The organism is Ochrobactrum sp. XJ1, assembly GCF_024701725.1.
Lineage (GTDB): Bacteria > Pseudomonadota > Alphaproteobacteria > Rhizobiales > Rhizobiaceae > Brucella > Brucella anthropi.
The window spans coordinates 15,517-36,560 of sequence record NZ_VDGD01000019.1; the positions used below are offsets into that span (position 1 = coordinate 15,517).

Genomic DNA, 21,044 nt, shown 5'->3' on the forward strand with positions numbered 1-21,044 from the left:
TAACAGGAGATACCTATGCTTAACCGTAGAAACTTTCTGGCGGCTGCTGCGCTTACCGCAACGCTGACCATGCCAATGATGGCCTCCACCGCTCAGGCTGCTGACTGGAGCAAGGATTATCCGGAAATCGTTCTGGGCGTTATCCCGGCTGAAAACGCCTCGACCACTTCCGACCGTTATGCGCCTCTGGCCGCCTATCTCGGCAAGGAACTTGGCACCAAGGTCACGCTGCGCGTCGCCAACGACTATGCCGCTGTCATTGAAGGCCAGCGCGCCGGCAACATCCAGATCGCATTCTATGGCCCGGCTTCTTATGCCCGTGCCGTCATGACCGGCGTTGAAACCACACCGCTCGTCAACCAGCGCCATGACACCGGCGTCAACGGCTACTACTCGGTCGTTTATGTTCGCGCCGACAGCCCATACCAGAAAATGGATGACCTGAAGGGCAAGACCATTGCTCTCGTTGATCCGAACTCCACGTCGGGCAACAATGCTCCGCGCTTCTTCCTCAACCGCGAAGGCTATAGCGTCGATACGTTCTTCGGTAAGAACTTCTTTGCTGGCAGCCATGAAAATGCAGTTCTTGCTCTTGCGCAGGGCACCGCTGACGCCGCTGCCAACTCCTGGAACTCGGAAAACGATTCCAACCTGACCCGCATGGTCAGCCGCGGCGTGCTGAAGGATGCTGACGGCAAGGCAATGACGAAGGACGATTTCCGCGTCATCTTCAAGTCGGACTTCCTTCCAGAAGGTCCGTTCGCTGTTCTCAACACTCTGCCAGACCAGCTGAAGGCCGACATCAAGCAGGCTTTCCTCGACATGCCGAAGAAGGACAAGGCAGGTTTTGACGCCCTTTCCGATGGCAAGGATCAGGAATTCGTAGCGACCGAAGCCAAGGATTTCGAACCAATCATCGAGATGCTCAAGTTCAACGACAAGGCTCGCAAGTCCTAATCCGTAGAACAATTGAAGTGCCCGAAGCCGCAAAAGCTTCGGGCATTTTTTTAGAGCATGATCCCGAAAAGTGGGAACCGGTTTTCGGACAAGATCATGCTTGATTAAAGGAATCTCGCATGACGGTATCCTCACTCGACGACAACGGTGCAAAAACTCTGCTTGCCGATTATCGAAGAGAAGTCGGCAAACGGCGTCTCTACGGTATCGCGCTGCTCCTCGCGCTTGTCGTTGTCGCCATTGCTGCCTCCGTCGTTGCCGATGTTCGGCCGGGCACACTGGTCGAAAATCTCTTTCGCTTTACAAGCTACCTCGGTCGCATTCTGCCGGATCTGACCATCGCCAATTTCTGGGGCGACCTCGCTGCCTGGTACTGGAACCTCGGCGGCTGGCTCAAGATGCTGTTTGAGACGCTGTTGATCGCCTATCTGGCGACGTTGATCGGTGCTGTGGTCGCTTTTGCGGCTTCTTTCGCAGCATCATCCAACATGGCTCCCAATTCGACCGTGCGTTTCATCGTTCGTCGCGGGCTGGAGCTGTTGCGTACGGTTCCGGAAATCGTCTTCGCGCTGCTGTTCGTTATCGCCTTCGGTCTTGGGCCGATGGCCGGTGTGCTGGCACTGATGCTTCACACGACAGGGGCACTGGGCAAGCTGTTCTCCGAAGTCGTCGAGAATATCGACATGCGCCCGGTAGAAGGTATTCGCGCATCGGGCGGCTCCGGCCTGCAGGTCATCCGCTTTGCCGTGCTGCCACAAGTGGCCGCAAATTTTGCTTCCTATGGCCTGCTGCGTTTTGAAGTCAACGTGCGCGGTGCTTCCGTCATGGGTTTTGTGGGGGCAGGCGGTATCGGGCAGGAACTGCTCACCTCGATCCGCCAGTTCTATTACAGCGATGTCAGCGCCATTCTGCTTCTGATCATCGTGACGATCGTCGTGATCGATCTTGTCACCCAGCGCGTGCGTCACGCACTGCTTGGCCGTATTGGTTGAGGAGAGAATTATGACCGACATTGCACAAAGTCTCTCCCGCGAAGCACATGCGCACGAAAAGGAACTCAGAGCCGAATATGCCGATCTGTTCGGCAATGGGCGCACATGGCGCAATCTGGCGATTTTAACCGTAGCGCTTATCGCTTCGGTCTGGTTCGCCTTCTACTGGCTCGATTTTTCACTGCTGCGCATTCTAAACGGCCTCGGTCGCCTCGGTGATTTCGCCTTGATGATGATGCCGCCATCGTCCGGCGGTCGTTTCAGTCTTTATCTGTGGTCGATGATGGAAACGCTGGCGATTGCCTATCTCGGCACATTGCTGGCAGCGATCCTTGCCTTCCCATTCGGCTTTCTGGCTGCGAAGAACATCATTCCGAATGTATTCCTGCATTTTGGCATTCGCCGCTTCCTCGATACCATTCGCGGCGTCGATACGCTGATATGGGCACTGATCTGGGTGTCGGTTGTGGGGCTTGGACCTTTCGCCGGTATTCTCGCCATTGCCTGCTCGGATTTCGGCGCATTCGGCAAGCTGTTCTCGGAAGCCATTGAAGGGGCGGACAAGAAGCCGGTCGAAGGCGTGGTCTCATCAGGTGGCGGCAAGCTGCACGGCTATCGCTTCGGCGTGCTGCCACAGGTTCTGCCTCTGATCGGCAGTCAGGTGCTTTATTTCTTCGAGTCAAATACCCGTTCGGCGACGATCATTGGTATTGTCGGGGCAGGCGGTATCGGCGCGCATCTGGCGGAACAGATCAAGGTTCTCAATCTTCAGGACGTTTCATTCCTGATTCTGATGATCCTCGTGGCTGTTGCCGTGATCGACTGGTTCTCATCCAAGCTTCGTCACGCGATGATCGGCAAGAAGGCGCAGAAGTCTGCTTAACCACTGATAAGTGTCTTGATGCCATCGGCAACGAACTGAACCGCAAGCGCTGCCAGAATGACGCCGAGAAGGCGTGTCAGGATGGAACGGCCGGTTTCGCCGAGAAACCGGTCGACCCGCTCTGCCAGCAGCAGCACGAGATAGGTAATCAGCAGGCAGACGAAAATTACGCCAAGAAGGGCCAAACGCGGCCCGATGCCATGGAATGAGTCCGAGGTCAGAACGATAGCCGAAATTGCGCCCGGACCGGCAATCAGCGGAATGGCGAGCGGGAAGGCGGCTATATTGCGGATATGGTCCTTGGTGATGGCCACCTCGGCGCTCTTTTCCTTGCGCTCCGTCCGCTTCTCGAAAATCATCTCAAATGCGATCCAGAACAGCAGCAGGCCACCGGCGACGCGGAACGCGCCGATAGTAATGCCGAACATGCCGAGTATCTGTGCGCCTGCAATGGCAAAGAGCGCCATCACGATAAAACCGATGATGGAGGCGCGAAGCGCCACCTGTCCGCGGTGGTGCCGCTCCATGCCCGGCGTCAGTGCCAGAAACAATGGCGCCAGTCCGGGCGGATCGATTGTAACAAGCAGGGTGACGAACGCGCTGAAAACCGTATCGTAGAACCCCATACTGCACGCGCCCTTCTTGTTGGCATGTTATGCTCAATCGGATACATGGATTGTAGACGATCAGTGGCACATGGTCGACGCAAAGCGCCAGTACGGGCAACATCGTTGCTCAATCTTTATGTGAATATCTTTTAAGTCATTGAATTAACAGACGGAAATAGCCCGCCGAAACGGTCGTGAAATTGGCGTTTTTTGCTGGTTTCCGTTATAAAGTGACTTTATCGATTCTGTTGAGAAAGAAATCTGAATAGTGTCAGATCAAACGCCTCCACCCGGTTCCGACGATATGAATGGTGGCCCAAACGGCGGCCCTAGCGGTATCGAACCGATTTCCATTATCGAGGAGATGCAGCGCTCCTATCTCGATTACGCGATGAGCGTTATCGTGAGCCGTGCGCTGCCCGATGTGCGCGACGGCCTGAAGCCCGTACATCGCCGCATTCTCCACGCCATGAACGAGATGAACCTCGCCTATAACCGCCCGTACCGTAAGTCGGCGGGTGTGGTCGGTGAGGTCATGGGTAAGTATCACCCGCATGGCGACGCTTCTATTTATGACGCTCTCGTGCGTATGGCGCAGGATTTCTCCATGCGCGATCCGCTTGTCGACGGGCAGGGCAATTTCGGCTCCATCGACGGCGATCCGCCGGCAGCGATGCGTTACACCGAATGCCGTCTGGAAAAGCTTACCGAATCCATCCTGTCGGACATCGACAAGGACACGGTCGACTTCCAGGACAATTATGACGGCCGCGAGCAGGAACCTGTGGTTATGCCTGCACGCTTCCCGAACCTGCTCGTCAACGGTTCGGGCGGTATCGCTGTCGGCATGGCGACCAACATTCCGCCACACAATCTCGGTGAAGTCATTGACGGCTGCGTAGCGCTCATTGAGAATCCGGCTATTCAGCTGGAAGAAATGATTGAGATCATCCCTGGTCCGGATTTCCCGACCGGTGGCATCATCCTCGGACGCGCAGGCATCAATTCCGCCTACACGACTGGGCGCGGTTCGGTGATCATGCGCGGACGCGCCACCATTGAGCCGATGCGCAGTGACCGCGAAGCCATTATCATCACCGAGATCCCGTATCAGGTGAACAAGGCTTCGATGATCGAGAAAATGGCCGAACTGGTGCGCGACAAGCGCATCGAAGGTATTTCCGATCTGCGTGACGAATCCGACCGCGAAGGCTATCGCGTTGTGGTCGAACTCAAGCGCGACGCCGTTGCCGATGTCGTTCTGAACCAGCTCTATCGTTACACGCCGCTGCAGACCTCGTTCGGTTGCAACATGGTGGCGCTGAACGGCGGCAAGCCGGAACAGCTCAATCTGCTCGACATGCTGCGCGCTTTTGTTGCCTTCCGCGAGGAAGTCGTGACGCGCCGCACAAAGTTCTTGCTCAACAAGGCGCGCGACCGCGCGCATGTGTTGGTCGGCCTTGCAATTGCGGTCGCCAATATCGATGAGGTGATTGCACTCATCCGTCGTGCGCCCGATCCAACGACGGCCCGCGAGCAGTTGATGGAACGTCGTTGGCCTGCAGCCGATGTGGCTCCGCTGATCCGTCTCATCGACGATCCGCGCCATCGTATCAATGAAGACGACACCTATAACCTCTCCGAAGAACAGGCTCGTGCCATTCTCGATCTGCGTCTGCAGCGCCTGACCGCGCTCGGTCGCGACGAAGTGGCGGACGAACTGAACAAGATCGGCGAGGAAATCCGCGATTATCTCGACATTCTCTCGTCGCGCCTGCGCGTGATGACGATCGTCAAGGATGAGATGATTGCGGTTCGTGACGAGTTCGCCACACCACGCCGCACCGAAATCGGTTTCGGTGGCGCCGAAATGGATGACGAAGACCTGATCGCCCGTGAGGATATGGTCGTCACCGTCAGCCATGCAGGCTATATCAAGCGCGTTCCGCTGACGACCTATCGTGCGCAGCGCCGTGGCGGCAAGGGCCGCTCCGGCATGGCCACGAAGGACGAGGATTTCGTCACCCGCCTGTTCGTCGCCAATACGCATACGCCGGTTTTGTTCTTCTCCTCGCGTGGCATTGTCTACAAGGAGAAGGTCTGGCGTCTGCCCGTCGGCACGCCGCAGTCGCGCGGCAAGGCGCTCATCAACATGCTGCCGTTGCAGCAGGGCGAGCGCATCACCACAATCATGCCGTTGCCGGAGGATGAAGAATCCTGGGCAAATCTCGACGTCATGTTCTCAACCACGCGCGGTACGGTTCGCCGTAACAAGTTGTCCGACTTCGTTCAGGTCAACCGCAACGGCAAGATCGCGATGAAGCTCGAAGACGAGGGCGATGAAATCCTCTCGGTCGATACCTGTACGGAACTCGACGATGTGCTTCTGACCTGTGCCGGTGGCCAGTGCATTCGATTCCCGGTTACCGATGTGCGCGTCTTCGCAGGCCGCAACTCGATCGGCGTGCGCGGCATCAATCTGGCCGATGGCGACAAGGTCATCTCCATGGCGATCCTGCATCACGTCGATGCCGATGCATCAACCCGTTCTGCCTATCTCAAGCGTTCGATTACCGAGCGCCGGGCGCAGGGTGCGGACGACGCAGACGACATCGTGGTTGTCGGCGAGGAAGTCGGAACCGATGCGGAACTGACCGAAGAGCTCTATCAGGAGCTGAAGGCCCGCGAAGAAACCGTGCTGACTGTCAGCGAATACGGTTACGGCAAACGTTCCTCGTCCTACGAGTTCCGCGTTTCAGGCCGTGGCGGCAAGGGCATCCGCGCTACCGACACGTCGAAGACCGACGAAATCGGCAAGCTCGTTGCCCTGTTCCCGGTAGAGGCGAGCGACCAGATTCTGCTTGTTTCCGATGGCGGACAGCTCATTCGCGTACCGGTTGACGGTATCCGTATTGCCGGACGTTCCACCAAAGGCGTCACGATCTTCAACACGGCGGATGGCGAAAAGGTTGTCTCGGTCGAACGCATATCCGAAACGGATAGCGATGAAGAAAACGGCAGTGAGGGCGAGGCAGCTTCTGAAGGCGAAGCACCAATCGCGGACACCGAAGAATAATAAAGAAGCCCGGGTTAGAGCATTTTCGAGCCAAAAGTGTGAAACAGTTTTGCATCGGATAATGCGACAAACCAACGGACCCGGGCTTTTTATATAGATCAATGAAAAAGGCCGATGGCGGGAACCATCGGCCTTTTTCAGATGCCAAGACTGGAGGAATTGGCGATCACAGAAACTCTTTCACAGCAAGCTCCAACGCTATTGCGTGAACTCGGCTGCTAATACTTAGCGCGAACGCATGTTGCGCAAGCTGTTGATGTCAAATGTCACCTGACGCACGCGCTGACGTTTGGACTCGTTCTCTTCGAGAAGGAGTATGATTGCCGATGCAGCCATCGCGACCATCATGGATAATGCCAGAAGAAAGATCATCATCGTGTTATCCTTTCGACATACATACGCTTCAGAAGCGAAAAGGTTGCACCAAACTTGCACCTATCTTGGTAAATCGGTTGTGAACTTGTCGTGAAATCGCTGTTCATATCGCGTTCATCTGGTTTCTTGGTTTCTGTTTTCTTATCGCAGTGGTTCTTGTTGAAAATCCCGTCAGAAAAGGCTAGCTGGAAGAAATGACGATCGCGATTTATGCGGGCTCCTTCGACCCGGTGACAAACGGCCATATGGATGTCCTCAAAGGTGCCTTGCGCCTTGCCGACGAGGTTATTGTCGCGATCGGCGTTCATCCCGGCAAAAAACCTCTCTTCACCTTCGAGGAACGTGTGGCGCTCATCGGTGAAAGCTCCAAGGCCATATTGGGCAAGGATGCCGGCCGGGTTTCGGTCATGTCCTTCGACGGATTGGTCATCGATGCAGCACGCAAACATGCCGCACAATTGATGGTGCGTGGTTTGCGCGATGGCACCGATCTCGACTATGAAATGCAGATGGCGGGCATGAACGGCACTATGGCGCCGGAATTGCAGACCGTGTTCCTGCCGGCAGACCCGGCAGTACGCACAATTACCGCCACATTGGTCCGCCAGATTGCCTCCATGGGCGGCGATATAAAGCCCTTCGTTCCTGCGGCTGTTGCTGCCGCCTTGAACACCAAATTCAAATCCTGACTGCAGGGAGTTTTTCGATCATGTCTTTCATCCGTTCGGCGCTTGCCGCTGTTGCCTTTATCGCGCTGTCGCAAGGGGCGGTCCAGACGGCTTCCGCCGCCAAGGCCGAAAACACCGTCGTTCTCAAGCTGAAGGACGGCGACGTTGCCATCCAGCTTCGTCCCGACCTCGCGCCGAAGCATGTCGCCCAGATTGAAAAGCTGGTCGGGGAAGGCGCCTATAATGGCGTTGCATTTCACCGCGTCATTCCAGGTTTCATGGCCCAGACCGGCGATGTAAAGTTCGGTAACGTGGACAAGGGTTTCGATGCTTCGCGCGTCGGCACCGGCGGTTCCGACTATCCCGATATTCCGGCAGAGTTCTCGAAAGAACCCTTCGTGCGCGGCACGGTCGGCATGGCCCGCAGCCAGAATCCGAACTCAGCCAATTCGCAATTCTTCATCATGTTTGCGGACGGCGCATTCCTCAACGGCCAGTACACCGTGGTCGGCAAGGTTGTCAGCGGCATGGAGATCGTCGACAAGATAAAGAAGGGTAGCGAAGCCGATAATGGCGCCGTGGAAAACCCCGACAAGATCATCAAGGCCACGCTTCAGGCCGATAAAAAGTAAAATACGATAAGAAGTAAATACAAGGAGAGGCCCAATGGCTTACAAAGACCCTGAAAACACGCTCGTTCTGGAAACCACCAAGGGCAACGTCGTTCTTGAACTCTATCCAGACCTCGCGCCGGATCATGTTGCGCGCGTCAAGGAACTGGCTCGCGAAGGCGCTTATGACGGCGTTGTGTTCCACCGCGTAATCGACGGCTTCATGGCACAGACCGGCGACGTGAAGTTCGGCAAGACCGGCGGCGCGCATTTCAATGGCTCGCGTGCGGGCATGGGCGGTTCGGACAAGCCAGATCTGAAGGCTGAATTCTCCAACACGCCGCACAAGCGTGGCACTGCTTCGATGGCCCGTTCGGCCAACCCGAATTCGGCCAATTCGCAGTTCTTCATCTGCTTTGCCGACGCTCCGTGGCTCGACCGCCAGTACAGCGTCTGGGGCCAGGTCATTGAAGGCATGGACAATGTCGACAAGATCAAGCGCGGTGAGCCTGTTGCCGATCCGGACACGATCGTGACGGCCCGCATCGCTGCCGACATCTGATCCTACCGATTTCATTGAGAAATTACGGCTCCGGTTCATACCGGGGCCGTAGTCATGAGGTTCATAATGCGTGTTGATCTTTTCGATTTCGATTTGCCGGAAGAGAGCATTGCTCTGCGTCCAGCGGAGCCGCGTGATCACGCCAGATTGTTGCGTGTCCGTCCCGGCCAGCCATTCGAAGATCGACAGGTGTTCGAGCTGCCCGATCTGTTGCAACCCGGCGATGCGCTTGTTTTCAATGATACCAAGGTGATACCCGCGCAGCTTGAAGGCATGCGCGAGCGCGATGGCAATATTTCGCAGGTCAGCGCCACGTTGCATATGCGCACCGGTCCGGATCGCTGGAAAGCGTTTCTGCGTCCGGGCAAGCGCGTAAAGGAGGGCGACCGCATCCGTTTCGGCCATTCCGGTTCAAGCTGCTTCCTTGGTACACTTGATGCCACCGTGGCGGAAAAGGGCGATGCGGGCGAAGCGCTTCTCGTGTTCGACCTTTCCGGCGCCATGCTGGATGAGGCCATCGCATCGGTCGGGCATATTCCACTGCCACCCTATATCGCGTCGAAGCGCGCCGAAGACGAGCGCGACCGCAAGGACTATCAGACGGTCTATGCCCGCGAGGAGGGCGCTGTTGCCGCTCCCACTGCCGGATTGCATTTCACGCCGGATCTTCTGGAAAAGATCAAGGCCAAAGGCGTTGAAGAACATTTCGTAACGTTGCATGTGGGGGCGGGAACGTTCTTGCCGGTCAAGGCCGACGATACGACCGACCATAAGATGCATTCTGAAATCGGTTATGTGTCGCAGCGGACCGCCGATGCGCTCAATGCTGTGCACGAGCGGGGCGGCAAGATCATCTGCGTCGGTACGACGTCGCTGCGCCTGATCGAAAGTGCTGCGGGCGAAGATGGCATCATCCGTCCGTGGGCCGGTGCGACCGATATCTTCATCACGCCGGGCTACAAGTTCCGTGCAGTCGATCTGCTGATGACCAACTTCCATCTGCCGCGCTCGACGCTGTTCATGCTGGTATCGGCCTTCAGCGGCTTTGAGACGATGCACGCCGCCTATGAGCACGCCATCAGCAATGGCTATCGCTTTTATTCCTATGGTGACGGCAGCTTGCTTGAGCGGGCCGACAAAGCTAAAGACACCGCATGACTCTGGAAAATCTAAAGACAAGCGAAAACTTCGAATTCAAAGTGCTGGCAACCGACGGCGCTGCTCGTCAGGGCGAGATTTCCATGCCGCGCGGCGTGGTGCGCACACCTGCCTTCATGCCGGTCGGTACGGCTGGCACGGTCAAGGCCATGTATATGGACCAAGTGAAAGAACTTGGCGCCGATATCATCCTTGGCAATACCTATCACCTGATGCTGCGGCCGGGTGCCGAGCGCGTGGCGCGGCTGGGTGGCCTGCATGAGTTCGGCGGCTGGAAAGGCCCGATCCTGACCGATTCAGGTGGTTTTCAGGTCATGTCGCTCGCGCAACTGCGCAAGCTCGACGAGAACGGCGTGACATTCCGCTCGCATATCGACGGCAAGCCTTATGAAATGACGCCGGAGCGATCCATCGAGATTCAGGGGCTGCTGGATAGCGATATCCAGATGCAGCTTGATGAATGCGTGGCGCTGCCTTCACCGGAAAAGAACACCGAGCGCGCAATGGAATTGTCGCTGCGCTGGGCCGAGCGCTGCAAGGTCGCTTTCGGCAATCAGCCGGGCAAGGCCATGTTCGGCATCGTGCAGGGCGGCGATGTAGCGCGTCTGCGTGAGAAATCGGCGGAAGCGCTGAAGGCCATGGATCTCAAGGGCTATTCGGTCGGTGGACTTGCGGTCGGCGAGCCGCAGCAGGTCATGCTCGACATGCTGGAAGTGGTCTGCCCGATCCTGCCATCGGAAAAGCCGCGTTACCTGATGGGTGTCGGCACGCCGGACGATATTCTGAAGTCGGTGGCGCGCGGGATCGACATGTTCGATTGCGTGATGCCGACGCGCGCAGGCCGTCACGGCCTCGCATTTACGCGCTTTGGCAAAGTGAACCTGCGCAATGCGCGCCATGCAGACGATCATCGCCCGCTCGATCCGGAATCGGATTGTCCGGCATCTCGCGACTATAGCCGCGCCTATCTGCACCATCTGGTAAAATCCGGTGAAGCGCTCGGCGCCATGCTCCTGACCTGGAATAACCTGGCCTATTATCAGTATCTGATGAAGGGCATCCGCGCATCGATTGCCGACGAGCGTTTTGGCGATTTTTCCGCCGAAACTTCGGAAGGATGGGCGAGGGGTGATATTCCCGCGCTCTGATTCGAAACTTGCTAAAATTAAGGGCGCCCGGCGCCCTTTTTCTTTATAGCTGTCAGTTTTCTGTCAGCATGTTTTCCAAACGGACGAGAACGGCGCGCTGTTCCTCATCGTTCAGAATTTCACATTCCATCAGTTTGGAGCATTCGAGACCCGCGACGGCCAGGTAGACAATCAGCGCGGTATCGGAATCGGTCGTGTCCTTGATCATGCGGTCGAGAAATGCCCTGTGATATTGGCGAACCGGCACCATGAAACCCGGATCTTCAGCAAGCGCAGCAAGGACACCACAAGCCGGTGGCTCATCATCGGCCTGAACTCGGTAAACATCGAGAAAAGCCCGTGCCACGCGGTTTTTATCGCCTTTCTGGAGTGTTTCCTGAACCTCCATGGCGTGTTCGTGCTCTTTCATATATTCTTCGACCACCGCTTCGAGCAGTTTGGCCTTTGTCGGAAAAGAATAAAGTAATCCGCCTTTTGAAAGGCCCGCACGGGCTGCTACAGCATCGAGAGACAGGTGAGCGGGTCCGATCTCACGGGCAAGCTCAGTAGCAGCGCGCAAAATACGCTCGCGCGACGAGACCTTCTTTTTTGTTAGCAATTTACTGGTGTCTCCTGACAGTTCGTATGTTGACAATACCGTCCAGACGGTACAGTTATTCGCCACTTTCATTCAAGTAAAATACGCGCGACCTTTGCGTGACTGCGAAAGAAGGCGCCGCGGCCAATCCCCCAACCCTGATCGATCAGGGAGCCATCTGGAGTGCATCCGCAATGATCAAGCGCCTTATTCTGGCAATAATATTCCTCGTGATCGTCGTTGGAGGCCTCGTTGGCTTTAACCTGTTCCGATCACAGGCCATCAAAGACTTCTTCGCCAACATGCAGCAGCCCGCCCAGACGGTTTCGACCGTGACAGTAGAGCCGGGCGTATGGAAGCCTGGTGTGGAAGCCATCGGCACGGCCAATGCGCTCAACGGCGTCGATCTGACCGTACAGCTTGACGGCCTCGTGCAGAAGATCAACTTCAAGGCCAATCAGGAAGTCAAGGAAGGCGACCTGCTGCTTCAGCTGGAAGACAGCATTCAGAAGGCGGACCTCGCAGCCGCCGAAGCTGAAGCCGTTCTTGCCCAGCAGAACCTGAAACGCGCCGATACGCTGCGCACGCGCGGTGTCGGTGCTGTATCGAATGTCGATACGACCGCATCGGTCGCCAATGCCGCCGGTGCGGTGGTGGAAAAGATGCGTGCAACGCTGGCGCAGAAGTCGGTCAAGGCTCCGTTCTCAGGCGTTATCGGCATTTCCAAGGTCGATCTCGGCCAGTATCTGACGCCCGGCACGGTCATTGCCACGCTGCAGAACACCGACGTGATGCGCATCGACTTCACTGTCCCGGAACAGTCGCTTGCCTCCATCAAGCTTGGACAAACCGTCAAGGTCGGTTCGACTGCAGAAGCACTCAACTTCACCGGCACGATTATCGGTATCGATCCGAAAATCGACCCGACGACCCGTCTCGTTTCGGTGCGCGCGGAAGTACAGAATCCGGATCATGAACTGACACCGGGTCAGTTTGTGCAGGTTCGCGTCGAGTTGCCGGAAGAAGACAATGTCATTGCTCTGCCGCAGACCACGATCATCTCCAGCCTATACGGCGACTATGTCTATGCGGTCCGTCCGGAACAGAAGCAGGAAGGCGCGAAGGCTGCCGAAGGCGACAACACCGCCAAGGCTCCTGTTGCCGATGCCAAGCCGGAAGATGGCGAGAAGCAGTTCGCACAGCAGGTCTTCATCAAGCTTGGACGCCGCTATTCCGGCATTGTCGAAGTGACGAGCGGCCTCAAGGGTGGAGACATCATCATCACGGCAGGCCAGAACCGGCTCTCGCCCGGCGTACCGGTGAACATCGACAACACCGTCAATCCGATTCCGGCCGGCCAACCGGCTGACAAGCAATAGGCGATCCCGATGAGCTTTTCTGATATTTTCATCCGGCGACCCGTGCTTGCCACGGTAGTTGCCCTCATGATCATTCTGTTGGGCCTTCAGGGTATCGCGCAGCTGACGGTGCGCGAATATCCGAAGGTCGATGAAACCGTTATCACGGTCACAACAAACTATGCCGGCGCGAGTGCCGATCTCATTCAGGGTTTCATCACCGCGCCGATCGCCGAAGCGGTCGCTACGACTGAAAACATCGACTATGTGACGTCTTCGAGCCGTCCGTCGTCGAGCACGGTGACCGTGCAGATGAAGCTCGGCGCAAACCCCGACGCGGCGCTGACGGAAGTAATCGCCAAGGTCAATCAGGTTCGCGGCGACCTGCCGGACGAATCCGATGATCCCGTCATCGTCAAGGGAACGGGTCAAAACTTCGCTACCATGTATCTGGCAGCGCAGAACCCGAATATGACGAGCGAACAGATCACGGAATATCTGGAACGCGTTATCCAGCCGCGCATGTCCACCATTCAGGGTGTTGCAAAGGCTGAAATTCTGGGCGGTCAGGTCTATTCGATGCGTGTCTGGCTCGACCCGATCCAGCTTGCGGCACGTCAGATCACGGCACCGGAAGTTCTGGCGGCAATCAACGCTTCCAACTTCCTGTCGGCGCCCGGCACGACCAAGAACGAATATGTGTCGTCGTCGATCACATTGAAGTCGACCTTGCAGACACCGGAAGCCTTTGGCGCCATGCCGATCAAGGCTTCGGGTGACGACGTCGTTCGTCTGCGTGATGTTGCGCGGGTCGAACTGGCTGCGAAAAGCACGGACACCATCGTTTCGTTCAACGGCTCGGCTGGTACCTTCCTCGGCGTCTTCCCTACACCGGCGGCAAACCCCATCGACATGGCCGCTGCCGTCCGCAAGGAACTGCCGTCTATCCAGGCGTCGCTGCCGGAAGGCATGTCGCTTGTTCTCGTCTATGACGCGACCGAGCAGATCAGCTCTTCGATCAAGGAAGTCTTCACGACCATCGGCGAAGCTGTGGCTATCGTCATTCTGGTCATCATCGTCTTCCTCGGGTCGTTCCGCTCGGTGCTGATTCCGATTGTCACGATCCCAATCTCGTTGATCGGCGTGTGCTTCTTCCTTTATGCGCTCGGCTTCTCGATCAACCTGTTGTCACTGCTCGCGATGGTTCTCGCCATCGGCCTTGTGGTCGACGATGCCATCGTGGTTCTGGAGAACATACACCGGCATATCGAAGAGGGCCTCCGGCCCATGGACGCTGCCTTCAAGGGCATGAAGGAAATCACCGGCTCGATCATCGCCATGACGATCACGCTGGCGGCGGTGTTCGCACCACTCGGCTTCACGGGCGGCCTGACGGGTGCCCTGTTCCGCGAATTCGCCTTCACGCTGGCTGGCGCCGTTATCATTTCGGGCGTTGCCGCCTTGACGGTTTCGCCAATGATGTGTGCGCGTATGCTCAAGCATGGCGACCAGACCCGGTTCCAGAAGTTCATCGACCGGACCTTCTCGCGTTTCGAAAAGTGGTATCACCGTCGTGTCTCCAACTCGCTCAACTATCGCGGCATTACGCTCGCAATTGTCGTAGCGCTGATGGGATTGACGGGCTTCCTTTTCATGAACACGTCGAGCGAACTGGCACCGGAAGAAGATTCCGGCGCGCTGTTCTCGATGTTCCAGGCTCCGCAATATGCAACCTCGGCCTATACCAATCTCTATGCCGAACAGATCGACGAACTGACCAAGGATCTTCCGGAACTGAAGACCCGTTTCCAGATCGTCGGCATGGACGGTGGCACGACATCCGGTATCGCGCTGTGGGTTTTGAAGGACTGGAACGAGCGTACCCGTTCGCAGAAGCAGATTCAGGAAGACCTGACCGCACGTATTTCCAAGGTCGCAGGTGTTGAAGCATTCATCTTCGCGCCTCCGTCCCTGCCGGGAACGGGTGGCGGCCTGCCGATCTCGATTGCTATCCAATCGACTGGCCCAGCCGATCAGGTTTTCGCACTGGCTGAGGAAATCAAGAACGAAGCACAGGCTTCCGGCCAGTATATCATCGTGCAGAACTCGCTTTCCTTCAACGCACCGCAGGTCACGATCACCATCGATCGCGACCGCGCAGCAACGCTGGGTGTGCAGATCAGCGATATCGGTTCGACACTGGGTCTCCTGACCGGTGGCGCATCGGTGGCGAAGTTCGACCGCGATTCGAACAGCTATGACATCATCACGCAGGTGCCCGATGCATACCGTTCGAACCCGGAAAAGCTTGGCGACTTCTATGTGCGCAGTGTTTCCGGCTCGATGATCCCGCTGTCGTCGGTCATCACGATCAGCCAGAACGCATCGCCTGCAGCAATCGAGCAGTTCAACCAGCTGAATTCGGCCACGATTTCAGCTCTGCCGCTGCCTGGCGTTACAACCGGGCAGGGCCTGCAAACTCTGGTCGATCTGGCCAAATCCAAGATGCCGGAAGGCTTCTTCCTGGATTATTCCGGTCAGTCGCGTCTGGAAGTGGAGCAGGGCAACACGATCCTGATCGCCTTCGGCCTCGCCGTCATCGTGATCTATCTCGTGCTTGCGGCGCAGTTCGAAAGCTTCCGCGATCCGTTCATCATCATGATGTCGGTTCCGCTGTCGATTTTCGGTGCCATCGTGCCGCTGAACATCGGTCTCGGCACTCTCAACATCTACACGCAGGTCGGTCTGATCACCCTTGTCGGGCTGATTACCAAGCACGGTATTCTGATGGTGGAATTCGCCAACCAGCAACGCCGTCTGCATGGTCTTTCACGCCGGGATGCGATCATCGTCGCAGCTGAAACCCGCCTGCGTCCGATCCTGATGACCACTGCCGCCATGGCGCTTGGCGTTGTACCGCTCATCATCGCGACCGGTGCCGGTGCAGCCGCACGTTACTCGATGGGTCTGGTGATCTTCACTGGTATCGTGATCGGCACGATCTTCACGCTGTTCGTGGTGCCGATGTTCTACACCTTCATCGCCAAGAAGGATGTTGAAGGCGAATATGTTGCGTCATCGGATGAAGGCGGCGAACCGGCTCCAGCGCAACATCACTGAAACTTGCGTTGAACCAATGACAAAGGGCGGCCTAGAAATAGGTCGCCCTTTTGATTTTTGCTAACGTTGCAAACGCTGCGTTCCAACCCATATGAGCCAGTATGATACCCTTATCCGTTCTCGATCTTTCGCCCGTTCCCGAAGGTAGCGATGCAGCACAATCGCTGCATAATACGCTGGAGCTTGCGCAACATGCCGAACGGCTCGGCTTTCACCGTTACTGGCTTGCCGAACACCACAATATGCCGGGCATCGCCAGTGCCGCCACATCTGTGGTCATCGGTTACGTCGCCAACGGCACCTCAACCATTCGCGTCGGTGCTGGCGGCGTCATGCTGCCCAACCACGCACCTCTGGTGATTGCAGAACAGTTCGGCACGCTGGCTTCCCTGTTTCCGGGGCGTATCGATCTCGGTCTTGGGCGCGCTCCGGGCACTGACCAGATCACCGCTCATGCGCTTCGTCGCAATCTCGACAGTGACGCCAATGCGTTTCCGCAGGATGTGGTCGAGTTGCTCAACTATTTCAAACCTGCCGAACCGGGCCAGCGCGTGCGCGCCGTGCCGGGCGAGGGGTTGAATGTGCCTGTCTGGATTCTCGGTTCCAGCCTGTTCGGCGCGCAGCTTGCCGCAATGCTGGGGCTGCCTTACGCATTTGCCTCGCACTTCGCGCCTGCCGAAATGGAGCGCGCCATCGCTCTATATCGCGAGCGGTTCGAGCCATCGGAATATATGCAGAAGCCTTATGTGATGCTGGGCCTAAACGTGATCGCAGCCGACACGGACGAAGAGGCGAACCATCTTTTCACGTCGCAACTGCAGGCTTTCGTCAACCTGCGCAGCGGTCGCCCCGGCAAGCTTCCTGCACCGGTCGAAGGCTATGCGGAGCGGCTTGATCCGGCAGCGCAGGCGCTTGTTCGCCAGATGCTGTCATGCCGTGTGGTCGGTGGACCGGACACGGTAGCGAAAGGCATCAAGGCCTTTGCAGAAAGCACCGGCGCCGATGAACTGATGTTGACCGGCATGATACATGATCACAAGAAGCGTCTGCATTCATACGAGATCGCCAGCCGTTCAATCGGCCAATCAATCGCCTGAGCGGCTGTTTTCGCTTTTGACTTCCGCCAACAGCCAATCCCGGAAAGCCGACACCGCCGGAGTGCTCGAACGAGCCTTCGGCGTCACAAAATAATAGCTGCTCGGGCTTTTGACCGTATGCGGACAGGCAACCACAAGCTGGCCACTATCGATTTCGGCGCGAATGAGGAACAGCGGCATCAGCGCAACGCCAAGGCCTGCAATGCAAGCCTGCGAGACGTTCGAAAACTGTTCAAAGCGCATTCCCGGTGAAACCGGAGCCGCGATATCGAGGTTCTTGAACCAGTGGTCCCATGCACCGGGGCGTGAAGCCATATTGAACAGGGGAAGCGGCAACAGATCGGCAGGCGCATGAACCGGATTCTGCTGTAGAAATGCAGGGCTGCACACAGGCGCAACCGTTTCATCCATCAGGAAGACACTATCGGCGTTGGGCCAGTCCGGCTGGCCAATATGGATCGCTGCATCCAATCCTTCGCGATCAAAATCGAACTGCCCGATACGCGTCGCAAAATTGAGGATGATATCGGGATACTTTGCCACGAAACGCGGTATGCGCGGGATCAGCCAGCGTGTGCCGAATGTCGGCAGAAAAGCGAGATTGAGCGTGGTGCCACGCATATGCGACATGACTTGTAGCGAAGCGGCACGGATGGATGCCAGCGCTGGCCCCACCGCCTTCAGATAGACGCGCCCGGCATCGGATAGAACCACATTGCGGCTGGTGCGGTCGAAAAGCGCTGTTCCAAGCTGCTCTTCGAGTGTTGCAATCTGTCGGCTCACCGCGCCTTGCGTGAGCGACAGTTCCTCGGCTGCAGCCGAAAAGCTTTCATGCCGCGCAACCGCATCGAAGGCGGCAAGCGCACTGGTGGAGGGGAGCAAGCGGCGTGATATCGAAGTCATGATCCATTACTAAATGGAATAGATCGATGAGTAAACGTCGATTGCACCAGACCTCGGCACAGTTCATATTTCCTGTAAATTTTCATTGAGGAGAATACACTGATGTCACGTGCGGCTTTTAGCTGGGAAGACCCGTTTCTGCTGGATGACCAGCTGACCGAAGACGAGCGCATGATCCGCGACTCGGCCAAGGCTTTTGCGACGGACGTTCTGCTGCCCCGCGTTGAAAAGGCCTATCTGGATGAGACGACCGATCCGGAACTGTTCCGTCTGATGGGGCAGGCTGGTCTTCTGGGCGTGACGCTTCCTGAAGAATATGGCGCAGCCAATGCCGGCTATGTTGCCTACGGCCTGGTGGCGCGCGAAGTCGAGCGTGTCGATTCCGGTTATCGTTCGATGATGAGCGTGCAGTCGTCGCTCGTGATGTATCCGATCTATGCCTATGGCTCGGACGAGCAGCGCAAGAAATATCTTCCGGGCCTCGTCTCCGGCGAGCTGATCGGCTGCTTCGGCCTGACCGAGCCCGATGCAGGCTCCGATCCGGCAGGCATGAAGACCCGCGCCGAAAAGATCGACGGTGGCTATCGCCTCAGCGGCTCCAAGATGTGGATTTCGAACTCACCGATCGCCGATGTGTTCGTCGTCTGGGCAAAGTCCGCTGCGCATGACAACGCCATTCGTGGCTTCATCCTCGAAAAGGGCATGAAGGGGCTTTCCGCACCGAGGATCGGCGGCAAGCTCTCGCTGCGCGCATCGATCACCGGCGAAATCGTCATGGATGGTGTCGAGGTTTCGGAAGACGCACTTCTGCCGAATGTCTCCGGTCTCAAGGGTCCGTTCGGCTGCCTCAATCGCGCCCGCTACGGCATTTCCTGGGGCGTCCTCGGCGCTGCAGAGGATTGCTGGTTCCGTGCCCGTCAGTATGGTCTTGATCGCAAGCAATTCGACAAGCCGCTGGCTGGTACGCAGCTTTACCAGAAGAAGCTGGCTGACATGCAGACCGAAATTGCTCTTGGCCTTCAGGCAAGCTTGCGCGTCGGTCGTCTGTTCGACGACGGCAGGATGGCCCCGGAAATGATCTCCATCGTGAAGCGCAACAATTGCGGCAAGGCGCTCGATATTGCCCGTCAGGCCCGCGATATGCACGGCGGTAATGGTATCCAGATCGAATATCACGTCATGCGCCATGCGCAGAATCTGGAAACAGTGAACACCTATGAAGGCACGCATGACGTTCATGCGCTGATCCTGGGCCGCGCCCAGACCGGCATTCAGGCTTTCTTCTGATCGCTGTATCGCCAAGCCTTCCATTCGGGCCCGTTCGCAGTTCGCGGGCGGGCCTCTTTATTTTTGTACGGGATTGCTGAAAATGCAGAACACGCCGCTTGACGGTCTCAAGGTGGTAGAACTGGCGCGCATTCTTGCCGGACCATGGGTAGGGCAGACGCTCTCCGATCTTGGCGCCGACGTCATCAAGGTGGAAAGCCCTGAAGGTGACGATACGCGCAAATGGGGCCCGCCATTCATCGATGTGGACGGCGAAAGGTCCGCCGCCTATTTCCATGCTTGCAATCGCGGCAAGCGTTCGATCACTGCAGATTTCCGCACTGATGAGGGCAGGGAACTGGTGCGCCAGCTCGTGGCTGACGCCGATGTTGTCATCGAGAACTTCAAGCTGGGTGGGCTGGATAAGTACGGCCTCGACTATGAGAGCCTGAAGGCCATCAATCCACGCCTGATCTATTGCTCGATCACCGGTTTCGGCCATACCGGCCCATACGCCGAGCGTGCAGGCTATGATTTCATGATCCAGGGTATGGGCGGCATCATGGATCTGACCGGCGAACCTGACGGTGAGCCGCAGAAAATTGGCGTGGCTTTCGCCGACATTTTCACCGGGCTTTACAGCGTGATTGCGATCCAGTCCGCACTCATTATGCGCGAGCGCACCGGCATCGGCCAGCATATCGATATGGCGCTATTCGACTGTATGTCAGCGGTTTTGGCCAATCAGGCGATGAATTTTCTGGCGTCCGGTGTTTCACCAAAGCGCATGGGCAATGCCCATCCGAATATTGCGCCCTATCAGACGCTGCCTGTTTCCGACGGCTATTTCATCATCGCCTGCGGCAATGACGGACAGTTCGGAAAACTGACCTCATTGCTTGGCATTGGTGACATCGCAGGAGACGAGCGTTTCGTCAGCAATTCGGCGCGTGTAGCCAATCGGGCGGCTCTCACGGCACTTCTGGAAGAAAAGACTCGGGCATGGAAGCGCGACGATCTTCTGGCTGAGCTTGCCAGAATTGGCGTGCCTGCCGGTCCGATCAACACGGTGGCCGATGTATTCGCAGACCCGCAATTCGAGGCGAGGGCGATGAAGATCGACCCGCAAGGCGTTCCCGGTCTGCGGACGCCTATTCGCTTCTCCGATGCCGAATTAAAGCTCGACAAGCGTTCGCCGAAGCTGGGAGAACACAGCAACATCATTCTTTCGGAAATCGGCAAAAGCTGAACGAGAATAGTGTCATCAACCAGACGCGCTCTTCATCGAAGGGCGCGTTTTTGTTTGTATTGCATCGATGAAAAGTGAAAGCCTCTAATCAAGAAACAACTTTAACCCCTTGCGGGGAAAGCATTTTAAATTGTTCTTGAGAGAAGATGGTGCGGTCGAGAAGACTCGAACTTCCACGGGTTGCCCCACAGCGACCTCAACGCTGCGCGTCTACCAATTCCGCCACGACCGCCCGTGGTAGGAGCCGAACTCCGTCGGCGAGTGGGCATTTAGCAAATCACTTTGGGGTGCACAAGCCCCATCTGCATCTTCCGGCAATCTTTTTGAAAAAGAATGTGAAAAAGGCGGCACGCAATCATCGAAGACATCGTTGAAACCCCGAATTTCCGGGCTTTTTCAAAGGCTTCCGTAAATCAAAAAAAATTCCGAAAAACGT

The 21,044-nt window shown here is 57.0% G+C and carries 18 protein-coding genes and 1 tRNA gene; 14 read left to right on the forward strand and 5 right to left on the reverse strand.

All coding sequences use genetic code 11. From position 1 onward, the window contains the following. Nucleotides 1-15 precede the first annotated feature (15 nt). From phnD to phnE (FG152_RS24045), 3 genes are all read left to right on the forward strand, one after another. The gene (gene phnD, locus FG152_RS24035; protein ID WP_010660123.1) at nucleotides 16-957 is read left to right on the forward strand and encodes a phosphonate ABC transporter substrate-binding protein; all 942 of its coding nucleotides are present in this window, start codon (nucleotides 16-18) and stop codon (nucleotides 955-957) included. A 119-nt stretch (nucleotides 958-1,076) separates the two neighbouring features. After that, a complete protein-coding gene (gene phnE / locus FG152_RS24040; RefSeq protein ID WP_029924861.1) occupies nucleotides 1,077-1,949 on the forward strand; it encodes a phosphonate ABC transporter, permease protein PhnE in 873 nt (290 codons plus the stop codon). Between the two features lie 10 nt (nucleotides 1,950-1,959). Next, nucleotides 1,960-2,832, forward strand: coding sequence for a phosphonate ABC transporter, permease protein PhnE (gene phnE, locus FG152_RS24045; protein ID WP_029924860.1), 873 nt, complete (start codon nucleotides 1,960-1,962; stop codon nucleotides 2,830-2,832). Here phnE (FG152_RS24045) and FG152_RS24050 read toward each other — a convergent pair. Further along, entirely contained in the window at nucleotides 2,829-3,458 is a 630-nt protein-coding gene (locus FG152_RS24050) for a MarC family protein (RefSeq protein WP_029924858.1), read from the reverse strand. The two genes, phnE (FG152_RS24045) and FG152_RS24050, sit on opposite strands and share 4 nt — an antisense overlap. Before the next feature lie 286 nt (nucleotides 3,459-3,744). Here FG152_RS24050 and gyrA point away from each other — a divergent pair, with 286 nt between their 5' ends. Further along, complete coding sequence (gene gyrA, locus FG152_RS24055) at nucleotides 3,745-6,516, forward strand: DNA gyrase subunit A (protein WP_498988845.1); 2,772 nt, start codon at nucleotides 3,745-3,747, stop codon at nucleotides 6,514-6,516. A 225-nt stretch (nucleotides 6,517-6,741) separates the two neighbouring features. On the opposite strand, the gene FG152_RS24060 is transcribed toward gyrA, so the two are convergent. Continuing rightward, on the reverse strand, nucleotides 6,742-6,891 hold the full coding sequence (locus tag FG152_RS24060) for a hypothetical protein (protein ID WP_010660118.1): 150 nt from the start codon (nucleotides 6,889-6,891) through the stop codon (nucleotides 6,742-6,744). Nucleotides 6,892-7,085: 194 nt separating this feature from the next. Here FG152_RS24060 and coaD point away from each other — a divergent pair, with 194 nt between their 5' ends. The 5 genes from coaD (at nucleotide 7,086) to tgt (ending at nucleotide 11,038) form a co-directional block, all read left to right on the forward strand. Next, nucleotides 7,086-7,580 (forward strand): pantetheine-phosphate adenylyltransferase, encoded by a 495-nt coding sequence (gene coaD, locus FG152_RS24065; protein ID WP_029924854.1) that lies wholly within the window; start codon nucleotides 7,086-7,088, stop codon nucleotides 7,578-7,580. A gap of 20 nt (nucleotides 7,581-7,600) precedes the next feature. Then, nucleotides 7,601-8,191, forward strand: a complete 591-nt coding sequence (locus FG152_RS24070) for a peptidylprolyl isomerase (protein WP_029924852.1) — start codon at nucleotides 7,601-7,603, stop codon at nucleotides 8,189-8,191. A gap of 34 nt (nucleotides 8,192-8,225) precedes the next feature. Beyond that, nucleotides 8,226-8,732, forward strand: a complete 507-nt coding sequence (locus tag FG152_RS24075; protein ID WP_012092069.1) for a peptidylprolyl isomerase — start codon at nucleotides 8,226-8,228, stop codon at nucleotides 8,730-8,732. Between the two features lie 66 nt (nucleotides 8,733-8,798). Then, nucleotides 8,799-9,890, forward strand: a complete 1,092-nt coding sequence (gene queA / locus FG152_RS24080) for a tRNA preQ1(34) S-adenosylmethionine ribosyltransferase-isomerase QueA (protein ID WP_029924850.1) — start codon at nucleotides 8,799-8,801, stop codon at nucleotides 9,888-9,890. Beyond that, nucleotides 9,887-11,038 (forward strand): tRNA guanosine(34) transglycosylase Tgt, encoded by a 1,152-nt coding sequence (tgt, locus tag FG152_RS24085; RefSeq protein ID WP_029924848.1) that lies wholly within the window; start codon nucleotides 9,887-9,889, stop codon nucleotides 11,036-11,038. The genes queA and tgt overlap by 4 nt, the downstream gene beginning before the upstream one ends. 52 nt (nucleotides 11,039-11,090) lie before the next feature. Here tgt and FG152_RS24090 read toward each other — a convergent pair whose 3' ends face one another. Then, on the reverse strand, nucleotides 11,091-11,708 hold the full coding sequence (locus tag FG152_RS24090) for a TetR/AcrR family transcriptional regulator (RefSeq protein WP_373418770.1): 618 nt from the start codon (nucleotides 11,706-11,708) through the stop codon (nucleotides 11,091-11,093). A 101-nt stretch (nucleotides 11,709-11,809) separates the two neighbouring features. Here FG152_RS24090 and FG152_RS24095 point away from each other — a divergent pair, with 101 nt between their 5' ends. The 3 genes from FG152_RS24095 (at nucleotide 11,810) to FG152_RS24105 (ending at nucleotide 17,190) form a co-directional block, all read left to right on the forward strand. After that, nucleotides 11,810-12,994 carry an efflux RND transporter periplasmic adaptor subunit gene (locus FG152_RS24095; protein ID WP_498988848.1) on the forward strand — a complete coding sequence of 395 codons (1,185 nt, stop codon included), beginning with the start codon at nucleotides 11,810-11,812 and terminating at the stop codon, nucleotides 12,992-12,994. A gap of 9 nt (nucleotides 12,995-13,003) precedes the next feature. Next, nucleotides 13,004-16,093, forward strand: a complete 3,090-nt coding sequence (locus FG152_RS24100) for an efflux RND transporter permease subunit (RefSeq protein WP_010660110.1) — start codon at nucleotides 13,004-13,006, stop codon at nucleotides 16,091-16,093. 101 nt (nucleotides 16,094-16,194) lie between these two features. Beyond that, nucleotides 16,195-17,190 carry an LLM class flavin-dependent oxidoreductase gene (locus FG152_RS24105; protein WP_029924843.1) on the forward strand — a complete coding sequence of 332 codons (996 nt, stop codon included), beginning with the start codon at nucleotides 16,195-16,197 and terminating at the stop codon, nucleotides 17,188-17,190. Here the strand turns inward: FG152_RS24105 and FG152_RS24110 are convergent. Further along, nucleotides 17,179-18,093 carry a LysR family transcriptional regulator gene (locus tag FG152_RS24110; protein WP_036581796.1) on the reverse strand — a complete coding sequence of 305 codons (915 nt, stop codon included), beginning with the start codon at nucleotides 18,091-18,093 and terminating at the stop codon, nucleotides 17,179-17,181. The two genes, FG152_RS24105 and FG152_RS24110, sit on opposite strands and share 12 nt — an antisense overlap. A 102-nt stretch (nucleotides 18,094-18,195) precedes the next feature. Here FG152_RS24110 and FG152_RS24115 point away from each other — a divergent pair, with 102 nt between their 5' ends. Further along, on the forward strand, nucleotides 18,196-19,380 hold the full coding sequence (locus FG152_RS24115; RefSeq protein WP_498988824.1) for an acyl-CoA dehydrogenase: 1,185 nt from the start codon (nucleotides 18,196-18,198) through the stop codon (nucleotides 19,378-19,380). 82 nt (nucleotides 19,381-19,462) lie between these two features. Next, nucleotides 19,463-20,608 (forward strand): CaiB/BaiF CoA transferase family protein, encoded by a 1,146-nt coding sequence (locus FG152_RS24120; RefSeq protein ID WP_498988826.1) that lies wholly within the window; start codon nucleotides 19,463-19,465, stop codon nucleotides 20,606-20,608. Nucleotides 20,609-20,755: 147 nt separating this feature from the next. Here FG152_RS24120 and FG152_RS24125 read toward each other — a convergent pair. Then, a tRNA-Leu gene (locus tag FG152_RS24125) sits at nucleotides 20,756-20,840 on the reverse strand. Between the last annotated feature and the right edge of the window lie 204 nt (nucleotides 20,841-21,044).